This is a genomic window from Nonlabens sp. (assembly GCF_965657255.1).
Classification (GTDB): domain Bacteria; phylum Bacteroidota; class Bacteroidia; order Flavobacteriales; family Flavobacteriaceae; genus Nonlabens.
This window is the reverse complement of the sequence record NZ_CBFHNM010000002.1, coordinates 238,988-258,796: the sequence shown is the minus strand read 5'-3', so window position 1 is coordinate 258,796 and position 19,809 is coordinate 238,988. Positions and strand designations below refer to the sequence as shown.

At 34.2% G+C, this 19,809-nt stretch carries 24 protein-coding genes; 12 read left to right on the top strand and 12 right to left on the bottom strand.

Annotated features, from left to right (window positions below):
- Nucleotides 1-49: 49 nt before the first annotated feature.
- Nucleotides 50-808 carry a lipopolysaccharide kinase InaA family protein gene (locus tag ACTF54_RS03710; RefSeq protein ID WP_347195949.1) on the top strand — a complete coding sequence of 253 codons (759 nt, stop codon included), beginning with the start codon at nt 50-52 and terminating at the stop codon, nt 806-808.
- The gene (locus tag ACTF54_RS03705; RefSeq protein ID WP_347202201.1) at nt 805-1,644 is read left to right on the top strand and encodes a glycosyltransferase family A protein; all 840 of its coding nucleotides are present in this window, start codon (nt 805-807) and stop codon (nt 1,642-1,644) included. Before ACTF54_RS03710 ends, ACTF54_RS03705 begins: the two co-directional genes overlap by 4 nt.
- On the opposite strand, the gene ACTF54_RS03700 is transcribed toward ACTF54_RS03705, so the two are convergent.
- The gene (locus ACTF54_RS03700; protein ID WP_347195947.1) at nt 1,641-2,405 is read right to left on the bottom strand and encodes a glycosyltransferase family 2 protein; all 765 of its coding nucleotides are present in this window, start codon (nt 2,403-2,405) and stop codon (nt 1,641-1,643) included. The genes ACTF54_RS03705 and ACTF54_RS03700 overlap by 4 nt on opposite strands.
- A 299-nt stretch (nt 2,406-2,704) precedes the next feature.
- Here ACTF54_RS03700 and ACTF54_RS03695 point away from each other — a divergent pair, with 299 nt between their 5' ends.
- Complete coding sequence (locus ACTF54_RS03695; RefSeq protein ID WP_347195946.1) at nt 2,705-3,529, top strand: glycosyltransferase family 2 protein; 825 nt, start codon at nt 2,705-2,707, stop codon at nt 3,527-3,529.
- A gap of 37 nt (nt 3,530-3,566) precedes the next feature.
- On the opposite strand, the gene ACTF54_RS03690 is transcribed toward ACTF54_RS03695, so the two are convergent.
- On the bottom strand, nt 3,567-4,631 hold the full coding sequence (locus ACTF54_RS03690) for a glycosyltransferase family 9 protein (protein ID WP_438968782.1): 1,065 nt from the start codon (nt 4,629-4,631) through the stop codon (nt 3,567-3,569).
- The gene (locus ACTF54_RS03685; RefSeq protein ID WP_347202202.1) at nt 4,631-5,446 is read right to left on the bottom strand and encodes a 2,3,4,5-tetrahydropyridine-2,6-dicarboxylate N-succinyltransferase; all 816 of its coding nucleotides are present in this window, start codon (nt 5,444-5,446) and stop codon (nt 4,631-4,633) included. The genes ACTF54_RS03690 and ACTF54_RS03685 overlap by 1 nt, the downstream gene beginning before the upstream one ends.
- A 103-nt stretch (nt 5,447-5,549) precedes the next feature.
- Here ACTF54_RS03685 and ruvX point away from each other — a divergent pair, with 103 nt between their 5' ends.
- The 3 genes from ruvX to ACTF54_RS03670 all read left to right on the top strand — a co-directional run bounded on the left by ruvX (nt 5,550) and on the right by ACTF54_RS03670 (nt 7,148).
- On the top strand, nt 5,550-5,963 hold the full coding sequence (ruvX, locus tag ACTF54_RS03680) for a Holliday junction resolvase RuvX (protein ID WP_347195760.1): 414 nt from the start codon (nt 5,550-5,552) through the stop codon (nt 5,961-5,963).
- Nucleotides 5,964-6,061: 98 nt separating this feature from the next.
- Complete coding sequence (gene def, locus ACTF54_RS03675; RefSeq protein ID WP_347195761.1) at nt 6,062-6,655, top strand: peptide deformylase; 594 nt, start codon at nt 6,062-6,064, stop codon at nt 6,653-6,655.
- Nucleotides 6,656-6,749: 94 nt separating this feature from the next.
- A complete protein-coding gene (locus ACTF54_RS03670; protein WP_347195762.1) occupies nt 6,750-7,148 on the top strand; it encodes a DUF5606 family protein in 399 nt (132 codons plus the stop codon).
- Nucleotides 7,149-7,223: 75 nt separating this feature from the next.
- Here the strand turns inward: ACTF54_RS03670 and ACTF54_RS03665 are convergent, their stop codons facing one another.
- The 4 genes from ACTF54_RS03665 to rlmD are packed head-to-tail and all read right to left on the bottom strand — an operon-like array spanning nt 7,224 to nt 11,333.
- The gene (locus tag ACTF54_RS03665; protein WP_347195763.1) at nt 7,224-7,919 is read right to left on the bottom strand and encodes a DUF6048 family protein; all 696 of its coding nucleotides are present in this window, start codon (nt 7,917-7,919) and stop codon (nt 7,224-7,226) included.
- Nucleotides 7,900-8,412: a DUF6452 family protein gene (locus ACTF54_RS03660; RefSeq protein ID WP_438968781.1), complete on the bottom strand. Its 513-nt coding sequence runs from the start codon at nt 8,410-8,412 to the stop codon at nt 7,900-7,902. The genes ACTF54_RS03665 and ACTF54_RS03660 overlap by 20 nt, the downstream gene beginning before the upstream one ends.
- A gap of 10 nt (nt 8,413-8,422) precedes the next feature.
- Nucleotides 8,423-9,910, bottom strand: coding sequence for a TlpA family protein disulfide reductase (locus ACTF54_RS03655; RefSeq protein WP_347203139.1), 1,488 nt, complete (start codon nt 9,908-9,910; stop codon nt 8,423-8,425).
- 4 nt (nt 9,911-9,914) lie between these two features.
- The gene (rlmD, locus tag ACTF54_RS03650) at nt 9,915-11,333 is read right to left on the bottom strand and encodes a 23S rRNA (uracil(1939)-C(5))-methyltransferase RlmD (protein WP_438968780.1); all 1,419 of its coding nucleotides are present in this window, start codon (nt 11,331-11,333) and stop codon (nt 9,915-9,917) included.
- Between the two features lie 137 nt (nt 11,334-11,470).
- Between rlmD and rocD the strand changes: the two genes are divergently transcribed.
- The 3 genes from rocD to ACTF54_RS03635 are packed head-to-tail and all read left to right on the top strand — an operon-like array spanning nt 11,471 to nt 13,468.
- Nucleotides 11,471-12,766: an ornithine--oxo-acid transaminase gene (rocD, locus tag ACTF54_RS03645; protein WP_347195767.1), complete on the top strand. Its 1,296-nt coding sequence runs from the start codon at nt 11,471-11,473 to the stop codon at nt 12,764-12,766.
- Between the two features lies 1 nt (nt 12,767).
- On the top strand, nt 12,768-13,088 hold the full coding sequence (locus ACTF54_RS03640) for a CD225/dispanin family protein (protein WP_347195768.1): 321 nt from the start codon (nt 12,768-12,770) through the stop codon (nt 13,086-13,088).
- Entirely contained in the window at nt 13,088-13,468 is a 381-nt protein-coding gene (locus ACTF54_RS03635; protein ID WP_347203138.1) for a DUF2752 domain-containing protein, read from the top strand. The genes ACTF54_RS03640 and ACTF54_RS03635 overlap by 1 nt, the downstream gene beginning before the upstream one ends.
- Before the next feature lie 101 nt (nt 13,469-13,569).
- On the opposite strand, the gene ACTF54_RS03630 is transcribed toward ACTF54_RS03635, so the two are convergent.
- The 4 genes from ACTF54_RS03630 to ACTF54_RS03615 form a co-directional block, all read right to left on the bottom strand.
- Entirely contained in the window at nt 13,570-13,953 is a 384-nt protein-coding gene (locus tag ACTF54_RS03630) for a CCC motif membrane protein (protein ID WP_438968779.1), read from the bottom strand.
- A 70-nt stretch (nt 13,954-14,023) separates the two neighbouring features.
- A complete protein-coding gene (locus ACTF54_RS03625; protein WP_347195771.1) occupies nt 14,024-14,383 on the bottom strand; it encodes a CCC motif membrane protein in 360 nt (119 codons plus the stop codon).
- 60 nt (nt 14,384-14,443) lie between these two features.
- A complete protein-coding gene (locus tag ACTF54_RS03620) occupies nt 14,444-14,740 on the bottom strand; it encodes a DUF2752 domain-containing protein (protein ID WP_347195772.1) in 297 nt (98 codons plus the stop codon).
- Nucleotide 14,741: 1 nt separating this feature from the next.
- Nucleotides 14,742-16,760, bottom strand: coding sequence for a T9SS type A sorting domain-containing protein (locus tag ACTF54_RS03615; RefSeq protein WP_438968778.1), 2,019 nt, complete (start codon nt 16,758-16,760; stop codon nt 14,742-14,744).
- 104 nt (nt 16,761-16,864) lie between these two features.
- On the opposite strand from ACTF54_RS03615, the gene ACTF54_RS03610 reads away from it, so the two are divergent.
- Together ACTF54_RS03610 and ACTF54_RS03605 are read left to right on the top strand one after the other, a co-directional pair.
- Entirely contained in the window at nt 16,865-17,071 is a 207-nt protein-coding gene (locus ACTF54_RS03610) for a hypothetical protein (protein ID WP_347195774.1), read from the top strand.
- A 3-nt stretch (nt 17,072-17,074) separates the two neighbouring features.
- Nucleotides 17,075-17,605 (top strand): Smr/MutS family protein, encoded by a 531-nt coding sequence (locus ACTF54_RS03605; protein ID WP_347195775.1) that lies wholly within the window; start codon nt 17,075-17,077, stop codon nt 17,603-17,605.
- On the opposite strand, the gene ACTF54_RS03600 is transcribed toward ACTF54_RS03605, so the two are convergent.
- Entirely contained in the window at nt 17,574-18,563 is a 990-nt protein-coding gene (locus ACTF54_RS03600) for a hypothetical protein (RefSeq protein WP_347202040.1), read from the bottom strand. The two genes, ACTF54_RS03605 and ACTF54_RS03600, sit on opposite strands and share 32 nt — an antisense overlap.
- 72 nt (nt 18,564-18,635) lie before the next feature.
- Between ACTF54_RS03600 and ACTF54_RS03595 the strand changes: the two genes are divergently transcribed.
- The gene (locus tag ACTF54_RS03595; RefSeq protein WP_347195777.1) at nt 18,636-19,790 is read left to right on the top strand and encodes a cysteine desulfurase family protein; all 1,155 of its coding nucleotides are present in this window, start codon (nt 18,636-18,638) and stop codon (nt 19,788-19,790) included.
- The last annotated feature ends 19 nt before the right edge of the window (nt 19,791-19,809 follow it).

The window sequence follows — 19,809 nt, the reverse complement described above, 5'->3', positions numbered from 1 at the left end:
TTTGCTTGTTTTTTCGTTTCTTTGCAAGTTAGAAGAGATATAAATTATAATGGGTAGAGAAAAATTTGTAAGTAGCACGCTTTCGCGAAAGCGGTTTCAAGAAATACTCCTTTTATTTAATAAATCTACAGAACAATTAGGAGATGATCGCAATAAGATCAAAATCGTCACGTATGAAGGTCAAAACCTTGTTGTAAAATCTTTCAGAACGCCTAATTTTATTAATAAAATCGCTTATCGGTTTTTCAGAAAATCTAAAGCAGCACGATCTTACTATAATGCTCTATATCTAGAGAGAAACGAGATAGGAACTCCATCTCCAGTCGCTTATCTAGAGCAATTAAGTGCAGTAGGATTACATGAAAGCTATTATGTTAGCGCGTACACAGATCACGATTTTACCTATCGAGAAATCACAAATGATGATGACTTAAAGGATCAAGAAAATATTTTGATACAGTTTACACAATTCATGTTTAAAATGCATGAAGCTGGGGTTTATTTTTTAGATCATTCTCCAGGAAATACCTTAATTAAAAAGGTAGGTGATCAATATCAGTTTTATCTGGTAGACTTAAATAGAATGAAGTTTTATGATATTCCTTATGAAGAACGGTTAAAAAACTTTGAGAGACTCTCGCCTAAAAAGTGGATGTACGATATCATGGGTGCAGAGTATGCTAGGTTGACTGCAAATGACGCAACTACTACCATAGAAACCATGTGGAAGTATACTCAAGAATTTCAAGAAGCATTTCACAAAAAGAAGCTGATGAAGAAAAAATTAAAAGGTATTTTTAAAAAATGAAATTATCTGAAATTCCTAAGTCTATAAGTACAAGTCTTAAAATGCTTCTTATTCCTACTTCTCAATTGGGAAAAACTGCTTTAAAAAAGATACCGGTTGTTGTTTCGTTAACTTCTATTCCTACTAGATTAAGAACTTTGCATATCACTATACGTAGTATGATGCAACAAGATTACCAACCAGAGAAAATCGTATTATGGCTTAAAGAAGATTTAAAAAATCAAATACCTAAACAGCTATCAAAATTGCAGGGCGATTTATTTGAAATAAGGTATTCAAAGTATGGTTTTTCCCATAGAAAATTGATTCATAGTCTTAAGGCTTTCCCTGATAAAGCTATTATAACCTGTGACGATGATGTTATTTATCAACCAGATACTTTAAAAATAATTTTTGAAGAACACCTTAGATTTCCTAATCAGGTTATTGGGAATCGTTGTAGGAAAATGACTTATAGTAATGGGGAAATAACATCTTACGGGCAATGGCCTTTTGTAGTAGAACCGCCTTTGCAAAGTGCACATAACATGCCAGTGGGCGCTTTTTGTGTTCTTTATCCAGTAGGAAGTTTACATGAAGATGTTCAAAATGTTGATTTATTTACCCAATTAGCTCCTAAAGCAGATGATCTTTGGTTTAAAGCAATGGCCATTTTAAACGGTACTAAGTCACGTCAAAATTTTACAGCACCAGATATACCGGTACCAATCATGGGTACACAATTTGTTGCTTTAAAGAAAATTAATAAAGGTCAGGATTTTAACCGTGTACAGTGGGAACAAATTTGTTCTCATTATGATTGGACTAAAAATAAAATTGAGACCTCACTTTCTTAATCTATACCACGTCTATAAAGCCATAGCTTTACATATCGCATAAAGATTCCATAACTTCTTAAATAGGCTATGGTAAACCCTACAAAACCATCTAGGAAACCTAACTGTACGACATAGTGCTTTAAAAAACCCCATAATGGTTTTATCACTACATGAAAAAGAGTGATTTTCCCTACTTTTTTATCAAAATCACGAGCTTGTAAACTAGCGTAACGTTGTAATTTTCTAACATGATGATCAATGCTTACATATTTATAATGTAGTAATTTGTTATTTAACCATCCTACTTTACCATCGGCCTCGATTTCTGAATGTACGTGCTTATCGACATATTTGCATTTTGACTTACGGAAAAGGCGTATTACTTTGTCGTTTTTCCATCCACTGTAACGAACTTGCTTGCCCATGAAGAAGTTTCTTCTACCCATCCAGTAACCTACATAGCCATGAGTATCTAAACTAGGAATAAGCTTTATGATTTCTTCTTTTAAAGCAGGAGTAACTCTTTCGTCTGCGTCTACTAGTAAAATCCATTCGTTAGTGGCTTGAGGAATAGCCCAGTTTTTTTGAGATGCACTGTGTACATAATCCCGAGTAAGTAATTTATCAAAATAAGGTTGTGCTAGTTCTACTGTATTATCAGTACTATTGCTGTCTACCAAAATTATCTCGTCACAAAAATCTACGCTTTTGAGAACCTCAACAATATTGTGGGCTTCATTATAAGCAGGTATTATAGCTGTTATTGGATATTTTGGCATTGTGATAAATATATCTTATTAATAAAATCAAACAGTGGCAAAAATAGCTTTGTTATATTAAAAACCTATCCTGTAGTAAATAAAATTCTATTGAAGTCTTATTATTAGTTTTTTAAACTTTGAATGACAGTACTGTACGCCGCTTAGGTTTTGATTATTTGCTATTTCAATAGGATTAAAAAGGTTTCTAAAATACTATTTGCGCAGATTTTTTGAAAAAAACAGTGAACCTTAATTTTTAAAATACTTTAGTATTATATGATTAAATTTGTAAAAATCTGATATACAAGTGTCGTTTTATGATTAAAGATCCATCAATTTCTGTTGTTATAAGTACATATAATTCTATACCATGGTTAGAAAAAACCTTATGGAGTTACGAACATCAAATTTTTAGACAATTTGAAATTGTTATTGCAGACGATGGTTCTAACGATGAAACTAAAGACTTTATCAAAAATTACATAAAGAAAAGTGATAAGAAAATCATTCACGTATGGCATGAAGATGATGGTTTTCAAAAAAGTGCTATTTTGAATAAAGCATTGTTAGCATGTAATTCTGAGTATGTGGTTATGTCAGACGGTGATTGTATAGCTCGAGAAGATTTTTTACAAATCCATTATGAGCGCCGTGAGCCTGGTTACTTTTTATCTGGCGGTTATTATAAATTACCATTAGAACTATCTAAAAAAATTACCGAAGACGATATCGCGACGCAACGATGTTTTGATGCAGTCTGGTTAAGAGAAAATGGACTACCTGCTTCTTATAAGAACCAAAAATTAACCTCTGGTTTTGTTACTGCAAAAATCATGGAGAATTTAACACCTACAAACGCTAGCTGGAACGGTCATAACTCAAGCGGCTGGTTAGAAGATTTAAAGGCAGTTAACGGTTTTGATGAGCGCATGCAATATGGTGGCCAGGATAGAGAACTAGGAGAGCGTTTGTTTAACTTTGGGCTTAAGTCTAAGCAAATAAGATATAGTGCTATCTGTCTACATCTGGATCATGCTCGTGGTTACAAAAATGAAGCGTCCATCAATAAAAATAAGGCGATAAGAAAAGCAACAAGAGGCGAGAAGAAGGATTTTACGCCTTTTGGGATCGTTAAAGATTAAGGGATCAAATAGTTGATTTTATAAATTGAATAAAAAATCAATAATTTATCTCTATAAATTTCTTCAAATCTTCAAAAACTAACTCGGCATCAAATTGCTGGTATAATTCTATTGATTTTGATTTCATTTTTTTAAGTGCGGTGTACTTGTACAATTCAGGTTTATAATCTTTAAGGTGGACAGAAATATGTTTTTTACCATCTTCACCGACATTCCAAGAAGACTTATTAATCCATGGACTGAAAATAGTGAACGAAGGAACGTCTAGTGCTTTCCCCATATTTATTGCGCCACCTTCATTTCCTATAATGCTGTCGCAATGATAAAGTACTTTGAGAAAACCTCTAATACTAGGTGCAAAAGCATCAATGAAAATAAGTTCTTGCGTTGCTGGCGAACAAGAGTTAAAAATAGCTACTGCAGCCTTTTTTTGATTAGGTATATAATTAAAAAGTAACTGCGATTTTGTTTGTGAAACAAATTCGTCTAGTACTTTTGCCATGGCAGTATAAGGTAAAGTTTTGATCTCACTACTTCCTAATACACTTATCATAGTAAGTGGCTTTTTAGGATCTATTCCTGAATTCAAAAGCCAGTCTTTTCCTTCTTTATGTTCATTTTCAGTAAGATAAATTTTCGGTGTCAAATGCCATTGTACATCATTAGTCACCGGTACAGTAAGTAACATTCTACTACCTAATGCAGCTCCCGTCTTATAAATATTAGTATCAGGTTTATTTTTAATAGCATTTGTGTAAGCAATATCAGAAAACCATTTCTTATAGCCTATTCTTCGTTTTACACCAGATAAAAAAGAAAGCAAAGCACTATTATTCTTTCCATAAGCATCTATGAGAAGGTTGTATTTATTTTGTTTCAGCTTTCGCGAAAGCGAGATGATAAAATTTATTTTTTCAAAATCAGACTTAGAGACTTTTATCAGTCCGTCAATAGCTGGATGGTTTTCAACAAGAGCTTGTGCATGTGCTACTATTAGATAATCGAGATGAGCATTAGGATAGGTGATCTTAAGCTGATCTGCGATGATAGTGCTCGTTAGAACATCACCCAGCATTTGATATTGAATGAGTAATATACGCACTATACAGCGACGTTATATTCTCTTAATGCATCATTAAGTGACGTCTTCTTATTAGTGCTTTCTTTGCGTTTACCGATAATTAGTGCGCAAGGGACTTGATATTCTCCAGCAGGGAATTTTTTTGTGTAGCTTCCAGGTATAACCACAGATCTTGCAGGAATACGACCTTTCATTTCTACAGGTTCTTCACCAGTAACATCTATAATTTTAGTACTCATTGTTAGCACTACGTTTGCACCTAGAACAGCTTCTTTTTCTACATGAACACCTTCTACAACGATACATCTAGAGCCTATAAAAGCACCATCTTCAATGATAACTGGAGATGCTTGTAAAGGTTCTAAAACACCGCCTATCCCAACGCCACCACTTAAATGTACATTTTTACCTATCTGGGCACAGCTTCCTACTGTTGCCCATGTGTCCACCATAGTTCCTTCTTCTACATGAGCACCAATGTTCACGTAAGAAGGCATCATGATCACACCTTTAGAAATGTAAGCGCCATGTCTAGCTACTGCATTTGGTACCACACGAATTCCTTTACTTTGATAACCGGTCTTGAGCGGTATTTTATCATGGTATTCAAAAGGACCACATTCTATAGTTTCCATCTTTTGAATAGGAAAATAAAGGACTACTGCTTTTTTAACCCATTCGTTCACTTGCCATCCATTTTCTGTAGGTTCGGCAACACGCAAGGTACCGCGGTCTAACATGTCAATTACTTCTCTTATGGCAGTTTTAGTAACTCTATTCTCTAATTGTGTACGGTCTTCCCACGCACTTTCTATTACATTTCTTAATTGATCCACGGTATTTTATTTTTTACAAATATAATAGCTGTGCTTTTGAATTGACACTTTGAAGCCAGCATATTAGGGCATCCTTTTACATTTGATTATTTTTGCACTAGTTATGGCAAGATTATTAGCAATTGATTACGGTAAGAAAAGAACAGGTATTGCAGTAACTGACCCTATGCAAATTATTGCATCTGGTCTCACCACAGTTGCCACAAGAGACCTGACCAACTTTCTTCTAGATTATGTAGGTAAGGAAGAGGTAGAGGTAATTGTTATAGGTGAACCTAAACAAATGGATTATACTGATAGTGAGTTGGGACCATGGTTAAGAAAATATACCATGCAGTTAGAAACGTTGTTTCCAGATATAAAGATCGAGCGTGAGGACGAGCGATTTACCTCTAAAATGGCTCATGCCAGTATGTTAAAGAGTGGTTTGAAGAAAAAGCAACGGCAAAATAAATCACTTGTTGATGAAATAGCCGCAACGATTATATTACAAAGTTATATGGACAGGAAGCGTTGAAATAAATACGTTTTTATGTCTAACCAAAAATATTTCAGGCAAGTCTAAAAATAGAAAGTACGCACTGATGTATAGAATAAACATTAGAAATTAAAAATATGATTTTACCGATAGTCGCTTACGGCGATCCCGTTTTAAAAAAGAAAGCAAAGGATATTAGTGAAGAGCATCCAGATTTCAAGGAGATTCTTGAGAATATGTGGGAAACCATGTATAATGCTAGCGGTGTAGGACTAGCTGCACCACAGGTAGGATTACCTATTAGAGTATTTCTAGTGGATACAACACCATTTTCAGACGATCCAGATTTATCAGCAGAAGAGTCTGCTGAGTTGGATGGATTCAAGAAAGCATTTATCAATGCACAAATCATTGAAGAGAATGGAGAGGAATGGGCTTTTAATGAAGGATGTTTGAGTATTCCTAATGTTAGGGAAGATGTTTTTCGTCAAGAAGAAGTTGTGATACGTTATTTAGATGAGAATTTTAAAGAACATACGGATACCTATCACGGACTTATTGCTCGCGTTATCCAGCATGAATATGATCATATAGAAGGTGTGTTGTTTACGGATAAAATATCTAGTCTTAAGAAGCGTCTGATAAAAGGAAAGCTAACAAACATCTCAAAAGGAAAAACTAATGTAGATTATCGTATGCGTTTTCCAGAAGTGAAAGGAAGAAGGAGCTAGAGAAGGCGTTTTTCATAAAGAAATGTTGAATTTGTCAGAGAACAAATCTTGTTAGGTGTAATTACATATATTTGCCACCGCAAAAAAAAATACAATGAGTTTAGAAAATATACTTTCCATTACTGGTAAGCCAGGTTTATACCAGTTAAAGAGCAAAGCTAAAAGTGGTTTTGTAGTAGAATCGTTAATTGATAAAAAGACCTCTATCGTGGGAATCAATCAAAACGTAAGTGTTCTTAAAGATATTTCTATCTATACCTATTCAAAGGAAATGCCATTAAAAGAGGTGTTTAAAAAAATAGCAGAGAAAGAGTCCAATGGACCAACGATCAATCATAAAGTAGATAAAAAAGCACTTGAAAGCTATTTTAATGAAGTTCTTCCCGATTATGATGAAGAAAGAGTTTATGCTAGTGATATTAAAAAAATTGTTCAATGGTACAATCTTCTAGAATCAAATGGACTTTTAGGTTTCCTACAAGAAGAAGAATAACATAATCAAACCAAAAATAAAAAAAGCCTTACTAAAAAATAGAAAGGCTTTTTTTTATGCTAAAATTTTTAAGTTTTACTTCTTAAAAAAGGGAATGCGATACATGATTCCATATGAGTAACCAACACCTATACTGCCTGTGTCAAATGTTCTACCGTAACCTGGTACAAATAGATTGTCAAAATTATCAGGCGTTTTTTGTGTGATACTTCTTTTTAATTGAAAGTTTGCAGTTAAAAACAGATTATTCAAGACTTCCACCTTAATACCTAACTGAATTTCTAGCCATATCATGTTTAAGCCCGAGAATTCCCTATCCACGATATTTGTATCAATAGGAAAATAGTTATTGTCAATATTATAATCGTATCTATTTAAGGTTTGCGTCATGGTAGCATAACCTATTCTTGCGCCACCGTAGATCATGTTATCCATGTCCAACCAGTTCTCGTAAAAATTATAATCGACACCAGCTTTTAGAAACGATCCAGAGGTTTCGTAATCGACACTTTCACTTGTTCTATCTAATGATTCATTACCTATTTCTCCAGCAATATATAACCTCTTAGAAAGACGGTAGTCTGCAAGGATTTGAAAGCCATTGTACTCTTCATCTAATCCTGTTCTTATTAAGCTAGCGAGATCAATACCGGCTCTTAAACCATAAGATTGTTTGTGGACTATGCTATCTTTTGGTTTCTCGTTTTTGCCTTGAGCGTGTCCAAAATAACCAATCAAAACGAATAGAATACTAATGTAGTATTTGAACATGTATGTCTGTATTATTGGTTATACTTTGTTCTACAACAGCAACGTTTTGAACCCATTGAGTTCCGGTTGATTCTGGCGTTAATACTGCAATAACTCCATCATAAATGACTCTAAAACCACAAGCTCTACTGACATATTCTTCACCAAGATTATAAGTGAAATCTATATTATCAGAATTTAAAACACCGCTTTCATTCAATATAAAGTTATAGCTTGTTCTATTTCTATCAGTACGCAATGGAATGGAAATATTCTCAACGCTAGTTAATGTAGTTGCGCCTTCATTATTTAAAGGAGCAAACTCAGTGCTTCCTATTTCTTGTACTTGTAAACGTTCTACGGGCTTATTTTCTAGCGGACTTAAAGCATCTTTAAACTCTATTACTAATCTAGGAGTGACTGCTTGATCAGGTGTGCATAAATCGTCCTTTTCACAACTATTTGAAGTGAAAAGCAATAGGGTTAAAAACAGAAGATTAAATACTTTTTTCATTCTAAAATCTTTATTGAGTAAAAGTAGATGTATCAAGCTCCTTATTTTCAACTAGCTTGGTGAGAATATCTGATGTTGCACCATAGCTAGGCCTGTGAATGTAATCAGATAAAACTTGATTTCCTTCTTTATCAATAATCGTGTAGGTTGGAAAACCTTCTAATTTAATCTGGCGTTGCACTATGTTTCCTTGTTCTTTAGTAAGGAAATAATGTTTTCCTTTTATCTTAAATTCTGCGATGGATGGTAAGTAGGCACTTTCTTTACTTTCATGACATAAATAGATAAATTCTACATCTTTTTTAAATTTCTCATGTAATGCTGGAGAAGCTTCTTTAAATTCTGCTTTGCAAGGGCCGCACCAGGTAGCCCAGTTATCAATGTAAACCACCTTACCAGTTGCATTGGCAATTATTTCTTCGATAAATTTTGAAGCATCATCCGTTTTAAATGTTAAGAGTTCAGTTTCTTCGGGAAGTTGAGGTTTATCAATAAGTTCTTTTGTTTTTAAATATTCTTCTTGAATAGAAGTTAGAAGAGAGCTGTCTTTGAAATAATCCATTATTTGATCAGAGTTGGATTCATACAAATCAACAGAATGATCATTTAAATCACCCATGATTAACATCGATACGGTGTGTTGATTCAAATAACTATCCTTTTTAATAGCCGTATCTATAATCGCCTGATTAATTTCTTGCGGTGTCGCCTCAGGAGATCTCTTCTCAATCTCTCTAGAAGCAAAAGAATAATTATTTGCAAGCATGTTGTTGACTGCAGTAGTATTTACTAAGTCTTCCTCTTCTAGTTTAGGCATGTTATTTAAGAACTCATAATAAGCGCTATTCATTTCTGGAACTTTTTTTCCATAATAAGTAGAATAAGCGATATAGTCCATTTTTAAATTAGCAATGGCATATTTTTTATCTGCCTCTATATAATTTTTTAAAAATTTATTAGAAGTCTTATCATCTAGAAACTCTTTGTAATGTTTTTTAAGATCATTTTGTTTATTGCCTATAAAGGCTTCTAGATCTGTATAATCCAGATCATTGTTCTCTGTATAAAATGTATCTGTTTTGAGAGGATTGTTATTCAAATATTGCTGAAACCTTTCTTGAGTACGAGCTAACCTACCATTAAATTTGATACTATTGTTAAATACGTCTAGATCCTTACTCTCTGTATAATTTACGTTAATGGTATCACCTGGGATCGCCAAAATCTGAAAACTATTATTACCGTAAAAAGTGAGTGAATTTGCTCTTTTCAAATCAATGTTAAAGCTGAAATTTCCATTTTCTTGAACAATAGCATCTTCTTGAAAAGATTGTTTACGAGTCATATCATAACCGTAAATAGTTATTTTATCTAGTTCGAGCGAGTCTGTAAGTTGCACGTTTCCAGAAATTACAATCTTTTTATTTTTTAAAACCTCGCTTTTGTCGCAAGAGATCGCTAGAAAAACTAACAATACAACTAATACGGTATTCTTCATGCTCTTATTTTCTCAATTCAAGTAAAACTACATTCTCTACATGATGCGTTTGTGGAAACATATCTACAGGTTGTACTTTTATTATGGTGTATTTCTCATCTAGTAACGCAAGATCACGTGCTTGTGTTGCACTGTTACAACTTACGTAAACGATGCGCTCAGCACCTAATTGTATCAACTGTGCGACTACATCTTTGTGCATTCCATCTCTAGGTGGATCTGTGATAACAACATCTGGTTGTCCATGCTCACTTATAAAAGCCTCATTAAAAACATCTTTCATGTCACCTGCAACAAATGTCGTGTTCTCGATACTATTGTGTAAGGCATTAGTTTTTGCATCTTCTATAGCAACAGGAATGGCTTCAATTCCTACTACATGTTTTGCTTTTTTTGCTACAAATTGAGCAATGGTGCCAGTTCCAGTGTACAAGTCGTAAACGAGTTCTTCACCAGTTAATCTTGCAAAATCTCTAGTTATTTTGTAAAGTTCAAAAGCTTGTTTACTATTGGTCTGGTAAAAAGATTTTGCATTGATTTTAAATTGTAAACCTTCCATTTCTTCAAAAATGTGATCGCGACCATGGTAGCAAATTACGTCTTGATCATAAATTGTGTCATTTGCTTTCTCATTAATAATATACTGTAAAGATGTAATTTGTGGAAAAGATTCTTTTAAATGATTTAATAATGCCACTCTTTGAGCCTCGTTATCTTGATAGAATTGAATCACCACCATGTTTTCTCCTGTGGAAGACATGCGTAACATTAAAGTTCTCAAAGTTCCAGATTTTTCTCTAGGATTGAAGTAGGAAATGTTTTCCGCTTTCGCGAAAGCGTGCACACTCAACCTAATATCTTCACCTATTTGAGGATGTAAATGGCATTCATCTAGGTGCAAGATTTTATCCCACATACCTGGGATATGAAAACCTAGTGCATCTTTATCTTCAATTTCTATATCGCTTTGTATTTCTTCCAAAGTCAACCAGCGGCTGGAAGAAAAGCTAAATTCCATCTTATTACGGTAGTGATATTGCTTTGATGACCCAGCAATAGGAGTCATTTCTGGAAGCTCTAAGTGACCTATTCGTTTCAGGTTTTCTGCCACTTCTTTTTGTTTGAAATACAACTGACTTTCATAAGTCATATGTTGCCATTTACAGCCGCCACAAGTATTAAAATGCTTACAAACAGGCTGTGCACGGCGATCACTTAATTCTATAAATTCAGTAACCTTACCTTCATAAAAAGACTTCTTTTTTTTAAAAGTTTGAATGTTTACCACATCACCAGGAACGGCATCTGTTAAGAAGATAACCTCTCCTTCTTCTGTTTTTGCAACACTTTTACCTCTCGCTCCAGCATCTACTACTGGTACATTTTGAAATGTTTTTTGCGCTCTTCTTCTTCTTTTTGACATAGGATTCAAAATTAACTAAAATCCACCTTTTTAGAGAACATTACTAGTGTTATTGTGTGATGAGGTGAAATAGATTTTCGCAAATTCTTAAAGGTTTATATTTTAATCCTGCAATTGAATTGATTAAATTGCGGCAAATGAATAAAAGCACGGAAATGAGCGTAGATACTAAAAGCAAAGCACAACATTATATTGATTTAGAAGATAAGCACGGAGCACATAATTATCATCCCTTACCTGTAGTACTGGAAAAAGGAGAAGGTGTTTATGTTTGGGATGTAGATGGGAAAAAGTATTTTGACTTTTTGAGCGCTTATAGTGCTGTAAATCAAGGACACTGTCATCCATCTATAGTAAATGCGATGAATGAGCAAGCTCAAACTTTAACGCTTACCTCAAGAGCATTTCATAATAATAAGTTAGGTCAATATGAAAAATATATGACTGAATATTTTTCTTTTGATAAGGTGCTCCCTATGAATACTGGTGCAGAAGCTGTAGAAACAGCTATTAAAATTGCACGTAAATGGGCCTATGAGAAAAAAGGAGTAGAGGAGCATGAGGCAAAGATCATTGTAGCCGAAAATAATTTTCACGGTCGTACGACTACCATTATTTCTTTTTCAAATGATGAAGGTGCTCGGAAAAACTTTGGACCGTACACTCCAGGTTTTATCAAAATACCTTATAATGATACAGAAGCTCTTGAAAAAGCATTGCAAGAGGAAAATGTTGCAGGTTTCTTAATCGAGCCTATTCAAGGTGAGGCAGGAGTTTTCACTCCTAATGACGATTATATGAGAGTGTCTCGTGATTTGTGTAAAAAGCATAATGCGTTATTCATTGCAGATGAGATCCAAACTGGTATCGCAAGAACTGGCGGATTACTTGCTGTTTGCGGTAATTGTACTTGTGACGCACACTGTGAAAGACAAGAAGCTACTTATGCGCGTCCTGATATGCTTATTTTAGGAAAGGCTCTTTCTGGTGGTGCATACCCAGTGAGTGCGGTTCTTGCAGATAATGAAGTAATGAATGTCATTAAACCAGGTCAACATGGCTCTACCTTTGGTGGTAATCCTGTTGCTGCAGCTGTAGCAATGGCTGCTCTTGAAGTAGTTAAGGATGAAAAGTTAATTCAAAATGCTCGTTCTTTAGGAAACTATTTTAGATCTGAGATTCAAAAATATATTGAGACTACTGATACGGTAAGCCTTGTTAGAGGTAAAGGGTTATTGAACGCTATAGTTATAAATGATTCTGAGGACAGTGATACGGCGTGGAATATTTGTTTAAGATTACGAGATAATGGATTGCTTGCAAAACCTACACATGGAAATATCATTAGATTTGCTCCACCACTTGTAATGAACAAAGAACAATTAGATGATTGTATTTCTATTATCATAAATACTTTAAAAGAATTTGAATAAGATGGAGCAGCAAAATCAACCTCAATATACACAGCAATTTAATTCAGGAAATAATCCTAATAATTATAATCCGCCGCCTAAAACATGGCTGGCAGAATCGATAATTGTTACGATTTTATGTTGTCAGATCTTTGGAATTATTGCGATAATTTATAGTTCTCAGGTAGAGAGTAAACATAGAGTAGGTGATTTTCAAGGAGCTATAAAAGCTAGTAACACTGCAAAGAATTGGGTGATTGCGGCAGCCGTAACTGGCTTTGCCCTAGTTATAATTTTCATGTTCACAGGTGTTCTTGCTGCTATTGCAGATGGTGGATTTTAATGATTAAGATCTATTATAAAATTATTCTTATTTGCGGTGCTCTGATAGTAATGGGTACCGCAATTTTTGTGTTTAAAAATTATAACCCAGAAGAATCTGCTTTTTTTCCCAAATGTCCGAGTAAGTACGTAACTGGATATGATTGTCCAGGTTGTGGATCTCAAAGAGCTGTTCATGCTGCCTTAAATGGAAATTTAGAAAAGGCTTTTGATTATAATTCTTTATTCTTCTTCTTATTGCCCTATGGTTTATTAGTAGGAGTTTTTGAATGGATTCCTTCTTTAAGAGATACTAGTTTTAGAAGAATTATAATTAATAGATATGTGGTTCTAGGAGTTTTTGCTTTTATTGTGATTTTTACCGTTTGGCGCAATGTCTAGATCTAAAATCATATCTAAATTACTTTTAAGTAGTGTTATCAATACAAAAAAATAGTAATTCACATGTTGATATAATAGTAATAATAATAAAACAGATAGCTTTAGGCCTTTGAACAAGCTTTGTCGCGCAATTCTATGTACATTTCAAGTTGTTCAGAAGTTACGCTAGGATTGTCTTGCATACCTTCTACCATTTTGGTCCAAAATTCACAGGCAAATTCTGGCGAATTGTAAACCATATAGATAATGTAAATAATAAATAGTCCTAATAACAATGATATAGCTAATGCTATAATAGCAACAACTTTTGCACTTTTCATAGCATTGATATTAACATATAGGTCTGTGTTGTTTTTTCCCTTTTTAAGTTCAGAATTAGCGACCAAAAGACCTATTAAAGATGGGATCCATCCTATTCCAAAGCAGCAACATATAAATCCTATTATGGAAAGTATGTAGACTAAAGTGGTATTTAATTTTTGCATGACTTTATATGAATTGTTAAAAAAAATAAGGAAAAGCACGTGCTTTTCCTTATTGAATAGTAAATAAATATTACCTACAACCAGCTTCTTCCATAGCTTCTAACATAGGAGCTAGTTGTTCTTCTGACGCTCCATTTTCAAGAGACCATGTGTACATCCATTCGTTAAAAGCACATTCATTAAGAGCTGCATATATAACAAGAGCTAGTCCAATGAATGAAATAAATAATGCTACAATAGAAACTGTTCTCGCAGTTTTCATTGCTGGTCCATTTACAAACTGTTCTGGATTTGCATTGTATTTTTTAAGTTCTTTACTCGCTATAACTATAGCAATAATGGCAGCAACTGTACCTAGGCCATAAACCCAGCAACACATAATACCAACAATCGATAGAATATAGACTAGAGTAGTGTTTAATTTTTGCATAATAGAGTTGATTTAGTTTAAAAGGTTAGTTGTAATTTTAGAAACAATGTTACAATTTTTTTAGTGAATAGCCATTTTAATCAAATAGCTGCTAAGAATTGTTCCAATGGTTATCATAGTGGCCCAAAGTTTAATTTGCTCACCATTTTTGATGTCTTTGAACCAGTCAAATATTAGGAAAAAGAAAAGAAATAATCCCGGATACAGTCCTGGATACATTAAAAAAGAGTCTATAAATTTACCATCTAGTAAAAAAGAAATGGACCGTTGGATTCCGCATCCAGGACAGTCCATTCCAGTTAATTGTTTACTCATACACGGCAACATCCAGCTATCCTCTATGAGTAATAATGTCATATTAATTAGAGATATTAACTTTTACAGATTTTTCATTTCCACTAAAAGTAGTGATTTTTACAATATAAATAGCGTTAGAAAGAGTTGCTGTATCAAAACTATAACTATCTTTTGTTGATTCTGGTTTAGTTGAAAAGATCTGTCTTCCGGAAAGATCATATAAAGAAATAATTGCAACATCTTGTAAATCTGGATTGAGTACGGTTAATTCTTTATTTCTATTATTTTGAACCACGTCAAAATTAGTTGGTTCAAAAGAATCGTTACTCAATGTTCCAGAAGTATCCTTAAAAGTTATTTCAAATCGGTCTTTATAATGTCCTGGTGCTATAAGTAGTGTTTTGTTTCCTGACTTTATATCGTGATAGGTGCCTGTTTCAATATCATGAAGATAAACATTTGCAGGGTCAAAGTTGATCATGGAAGCAATTTCAAACTCAACATCTATTGGTGAGGTAAAAGTAGTTGCTACTTGAACTCCTAATGGGATGGTCATATTCTCGTCAAAAGCTTGCGAAGACAAACCGTATTCTCCATTTGCACCAATTTTAATGTAAGCATCTGTTGGTACTCTTCCAGAAACTGGTGATTCCCATGCGTAATCATATTCTTGGGTTGTATTGTTGCTAAAGATCAATTTTAAAGGTCTTGCATACAGTCCACCAGGTACAACATTGATAGTCATTTTAGGGATTTGTCTAGTGACTGCACTTCCTGAACCTGAAGGGTTAACTGCTGATTTAAAGATAGAACTTGTCGTGTTTTCTCTTTGAAAAACTCGCATAGAGTTGTTGAATGTAGCATAGTCTCCTGCTACTACTGGTGACGGTGTTCCTGTGCTAAGATTAGGTGTCGCTTCTTGATAAAAAGAAGATGACGTTAATGGAACAGTCGTATTTGTTCTGGAAATAAAGAATCCTTGTCCTATCGCTGCATATCTTCGTTTGCCATCGATGTCATTTGCACCAAAAGAGGTTTGATCTCCAGGAGGTCCAGTTGCTGTGCCACCGCCAGCAAGTTGTGCAGAGCTTGTTATAATGTTTCCATCATTATCTGTTCTTCTAAAAATAGGTTCTAAATACGTTCCGTTATTATCATAAACACCAGCTGTTTGACTAAAACCTAGAGGCACGTAACGTGCATAACCTCCTAGATATGAAACTAAATTATGGTCTGTTTCCACTTGAGATTCCCAAAACTCTACCCACGGATCTATTCTACGTGTTCCCGTTGTAGGTGAGTTTACTTCTAGAAATCTTTTTAAGTCTAATGCACTAGGATAAGGATTACCTGCAAGAGTTCCATTATCATCACCTACTCCTACTTGTATAGTTCCATTATTAGCTCTTCCTCTAAAATCATAACGTTGACCACCGTTGTAATTAAGTGATCCACCAGAGATTTCTCTTACACCTTTCATTGTAAAACCATAACCTGTTCTAGCAACATCTGTTGTGCTATTAAACCGTGACCAGCCAGAATAGGCGTTTCCAGAGATAATGTTTCCTCCACTATCGAAAGTGTACAGCCATCTTCCTGCTATTCGCAAAGCACTACCGCCTATATTAGCATCATCAGAGATGCCATTATTTTCGTTTACAGGCAACATAACTACGTTACCATTTGTTGTAGTTAAATCTGTTGAAGTAGGTGGAGTAGGTAAACTTAAGTCTACCGTTGGATAGCTGATTTGTGTGTTTTTGAAACCTACGTTACCATTTGTTCCAGTAGATGCGTCGCTTACTGGTGCAGACCAGTAATTATAAGTGAATTCGTTAGATGTTCCTTCTTGAAATAATGAGATAAATCCAGCCCCAGTATTTTGCACATTGTCATCTTGCATTAATTGAGCTTCTTCTCTAAGGAAAACTTTAGAGTCCGCGGCTTGTAAATTAATCTCTTGCTTTACAAAAATATCCGTTCCTTTAGAATAAATAAAGTTATCTCCTATTACATTAAGTTGTGCCATTGCCATTTGACAGGCAAAAACAAATAAAAATAGATGTAAACCTTTTTTCATAATACCACATTTGGTAGCACAAAAATAGAATTTTAAGAGGCTAAAATTCAATTCTTTTATGGAAGTTATCTACTTTGCACATATAATTAGATTAAATATACAAAATGTCGATAAAGAACAATAGTAAGCAACTTTTAAACGGATTTTTAATATTTATAGGTGCCATTTTCTTATTGTATTCATTGATATTTGATGATACTAATGTCTATTTTAAGGTTTTAGGTCTTATAATGATTATGTTTGGCGCCTATAGAGCAAGTAATCATTGGGTTGCGCATAAAGATGACCACCTTTCTGAGGAAGAAGAATAAGTTATGTCTCAGTTTAAAAAAGGAGATCGAGTACTGGTGCTAGACGATGAATTTGGTGGTGTGGTAGCTTTCGCGAAAGCGGAACAAATAACCATCATTTCTGACGACGGTATAGAAATTACATACAATTCTAGCGAGTTAATATTAGACGAATCTTTCAATGTTTCTCGTGTGGTTATCAAAGAAGAGCCTAAAATTAAGAAATCTAAAACACGTCAAGTTTCTAGAAAAAAAGCAGCGTTTATTCCTGCAATTGAAATCGATTTACATATTCACCGGTTAGTCAAATCTGAGAGTGGTATGGATGCTTACGATAAACTCAATATTCAATTAGATACGGCTAGATATAAAATTGAATGGGCCATTGAAAATAGAGTTCCAAAATTGGTTTTCATTCATGGAGTAGGGCAAGGTGTGCTCAAAGAAGAATTGAAATTTCTCTTTCAACGCTATGAGCAATTAAAGTTTTATGATGCCGATTATCAGAAATATGGAAGAGGTGCTACTGAAATATACATTCATCAGAATTATTAAATATAGGTGTACAAGTTAACCTTTGTGCACTTAGAATATAATCACCAAAATTATAGGTTTCAAAAGCAATTTCTTCTGATCCATTAGTTAACAATAGATTATTTATGGTTATAGAAACCTGTAAAGTTCTTTGAATCTCGTGTTCTATATACGTTTCAATAGGTGGGACAACAGCAGTATGACTAGGATTGTTTACCAAATAATTAGGTAGTATAGTTGAGATATCTATCGTGTCGTCGAGTGGATTGAAGTTTCCATTAACATCTTCGTTTATTGTTAAAACCCCATCGCCGTCATCATCGTTATCAAGGTAATCAAGAAAATCATCTCCATCGGTATTGGTGGTTAAACTAGGTCCTACAATCACTCCTTGACTACTTAAGGTTCTTCCTTCTTCCTTTGTGGGCACGTTATCTCCATCATCATCACTGTCTAAGTAATCGGGAATACCATCTAGATCTGTATCTCGATGATTTGTCGCATCTCTATCGATCACACCATCTACAAATATGGCTCCTTCTTCACTTGAAGGTACTCCATCTCCATCATCATCTGTTCGTATAACAGTATTTATTCTAATTTCTCCTCCAGTAGCTTCAAATACTTCGATGACTCTTGGAGAGCTAGAAGGAATATCGTTACAGTAGTAATCGTTGCCTGGTGCTGCGTCCAGTTTACGGTACTCAAAAGAATTAAAACTAGTTGAACTTATTACAAGACTTCCGTGCTCTGCTATTTCATTTAAAATATCATCAGAAGTCCTAATTTGAAGAGCTAGTGTTTCAAAATTATCGTCTTCATTTTTGTAAAATACATAATCATTTTGTTGTCCAATGATTGGTGTGGTAGGACATAGTTCTACCGCCGCATCTTCAAAATCAAAATCGTTCGTGATAATATCGCCATCATCACAGCCTATAAAAACTATAGGGAAAATAAGGTAAAGTAGTTTTTTCATAATAACAAAAGTAGGCAATCATATTAAAGCGTTAAAGTGTAATTTTTATTGTAAATCATTTATTTTTGTAACATGAGACAAGTTTATTTAGATAGCGCCGCAACTACACAAATGAGACCAGAAGTTATTGATAAAATGACCGAGGTAATGAAAGAAGTGCATGGTAACCCTAGTTCTACTCATAGTTATGGTCGCAGTGCAAAATCTTTGATAGAAAATGCTCGTAAAAATATCGCAGCACAATTAAATGTTACCGCTGCCGAGATTATTTTCACTTCTGGTGGTACAGAAGCAGATAATTTAGCCATTCATAGTTGTGTTCGTGATCTAGGCGTAGAACGTATCATCACAACATCCATAGAACATCATGCTGTCATTTACATCGTTGATTACTGTGCAGAAAAATACGGTACTGAGGTTGCTCATGTAAAATTGAGAGATTGCGGTACGCCTAATTATATCGATTTAGAACAATTACTTTCTACCAGTGATAAAAAAACTCTTGTTTCTTTAATGCACATCAATAATGAGATAGGTAATAAATTAGACATAGATCGAGTAGGAGAATTGTGTAAAAAATACGGCGCTTTATTTCATAGCGATTGTGTGCAATCTATAGGTCATTATGAAATGGATTTGCAAAAATTACCTGTAGACTTTACTGCAGTATCTGCACATAAATTTCATGGACCTAAAGGCGTAGGTTTTGCATTCATTAGAAAAGGAACTGGATTAAAACCATTGATATTAGGTGGTTCTCAAGAGAGAGGAATAAGAGCCGGAACAGAAAGTGTGCACAATATTGTAGGTATGGATCTAGCTTTAAAAATGGCTTATGAGAATCTTATAGAAGATCGTGCCTATGTTCTTGATTTAAAGAATTATTTTAAAGATCAGCTTGAGGAACATGTACCAGGTGTGAAGTTTAATGGGAATTGCAGTGATCACGATAATAGTACGTATACTTTATTAAACGTGTGTTTACCATGTCCAGCAGATAAAGCTGCGATGCTTTTATTTACCATGGATTTAAAAGGAATTGCTTGCTCTAGAGGTAGTGCCTGTCAGAGCGGTTCTCAAAAAGGCTCTCATGTTTTAACTAGTGTTCTTACAGAAGAAGACTTAAATAAACCAAGTTTGCGTTTTAGCTTCTCTATTTATAACACAAAAGAAGAGTTGAATTACGTGGTTGGTGTGTTGAAGGAATATATGCAGAGTATAAATTAATAAAAATTACTTGTTATTC

Excerpts from the sequence above, each read along its gene's own strand:
- ACTF54_RS03635 (WP_347203138.1), top strand. The coding sequence starts at position 13,088 with ATGATTAAGATCTATTATAAAATTATTCTTATTTGCGGTGCTCTGATA.
- ACTF54_RS03640 (WP_347195768.1), top strand. The coding sequence starts at position 12,768 with ATGGAGCAGCAAAATCAACCTCAATATACACAGCAATTTAATTCAGGA.
- ACTF54_RS03705 (WP_347202201.1), top strand. The coding sequence starts at position 805 with ATGAAATTATCTGAAATTCCTAAGTCTATAAGTACAAGTCTTAAAATG.
- ACTF54_RS03605 (WP_347195775.1), top strand. The coding sequence starts at position 17,075 with ATGTCTCAGTTTAAAAAAGGAGATCGAGTACTGGTGCTAGACGATGAA.
- ACTF54_RS03600 (WP_347202040.1), bottom strand. The coding sequence starts at position 18,563 with ATGAAAAAACTACTTTACCTTATTTTCCCTATAGTTTTTATAGGCTGT.
- ACTF54_RS03630 (WP_438968779.1), bottom strand. The coding sequence starts at position 13,953 with ATGCAAAAATTAAATACCACTTTAGTCTACATACTTTCCATAATAGGA.
- ACTF54_RS03665 (WP_347195763.1), bottom strand. The coding sequence starts at position 7,919 with ATGTTCAAATACTACATTAGTATTCTATTCGTTTTGATTGGTTATTTT.
- ACTF54_RS03710 (WP_347195949.1), top strand. The coding sequence starts at position 50 with ATGGGTAGAGAAAAATTTGTAAGTAGCACGCTTTCGCGAAAGCGGTTT.
- ruvX (WP_347195760.1), top strand. The coding sequence starts at position 5,550 with ATGGCAAGATTATTAGCAATTGATTACGGTAAGAAAAGAACAGGTATT.
- ACTF54_RS03660 (WP_438968781.1), bottom strand. The coding sequence starts at position 8,412 with ATGAAAAAAGTATTTAATCTTCTGTTTTTAACCCTATTGCTTTTCACT.
- ACTF54_RS03610 (WP_347195774.1), top strand. The coding sequence starts at position 16,865 with ATGTCGATAAAGAACAATAGTAAGCAACTTTTAAACGGATTTTTAATA.
- def (WP_347195761.1), top strand. The coding sequence starts at position 6,062 with ATGATTTTACCGATAGTCGCTTACGGCGATCCCGTTTTAAAAAAGAAA.
- ACTF54_RS03620 (WP_347195772.1), bottom strand. The coding sequence starts at position 14,740 with ATGACATTATTACTCATAGAGGATAGCTGGATGTTGCCGTGTATGAGT.
- ACTF54_RS03695 (WP_347195946.1), top strand. The coding sequence starts at position 2,705 with ATGATTAAAGATCCATCAATTTCTGTTGTTATAAGTACATATAATTCT.
- ACTF54_RS03615 (WP_438968778.1), bottom strand. The coding sequence starts at position 16,760 with ATGAAAAAAGGTTTACATCTATTTTTATTTGTTTTTGCCTGTCAAATG.
- ACTF54_RS03655 (WP_347203139.1), bottom strand. The coding sequence starts at position 9,910 with ATGAAGAATACCGTATTAGTTGTATTGTTAGTTTTTCTAGCGATCTCT.
- rocD (WP_347195767.1), top strand. The coding sequence starts at position 11,471 with ATGAATAAAAGCACGGAAATGAGCGTAGATACTAAAAGCAAAGCACAA.
- ACTF54_RS03700 (WP_347195947.1), bottom strand. The coding sequence starts at position 2,405 with ATGCCAAAATATCCAATAACAGCTATAATACCTGCTTATAATGAAGCC.
- ACTF54_RS03595 (WP_347195777.1), top strand. The coding sequence starts at position 18,636 with ATGAGACAAGTTTATTTAGATAGCGCCGCAACTACACAAATGAGACCA.
- rlmD (WP_438968780.1), bottom strand. The coding sequence starts at position 11,333 with ATGTCAAAAAGAAGAAGAAGAGCGCAAAAAACATTTCAAAATGTACCA.
- ACTF54_RS03670 (WP_347195762.1), top strand. The coding sequence starts at position 6,750 with ATGAGTTTAGAAAATATACTTTCCATTACTGGTAAGCCAGGTTTATAC.
- ACTF54_RS03625 (WP_347195771.1), bottom strand. The coding sequence starts at position 14,383 with ATGCAAAAATTAAACACTACTCTAGTCTATATTCTATCGATTGTTGGT.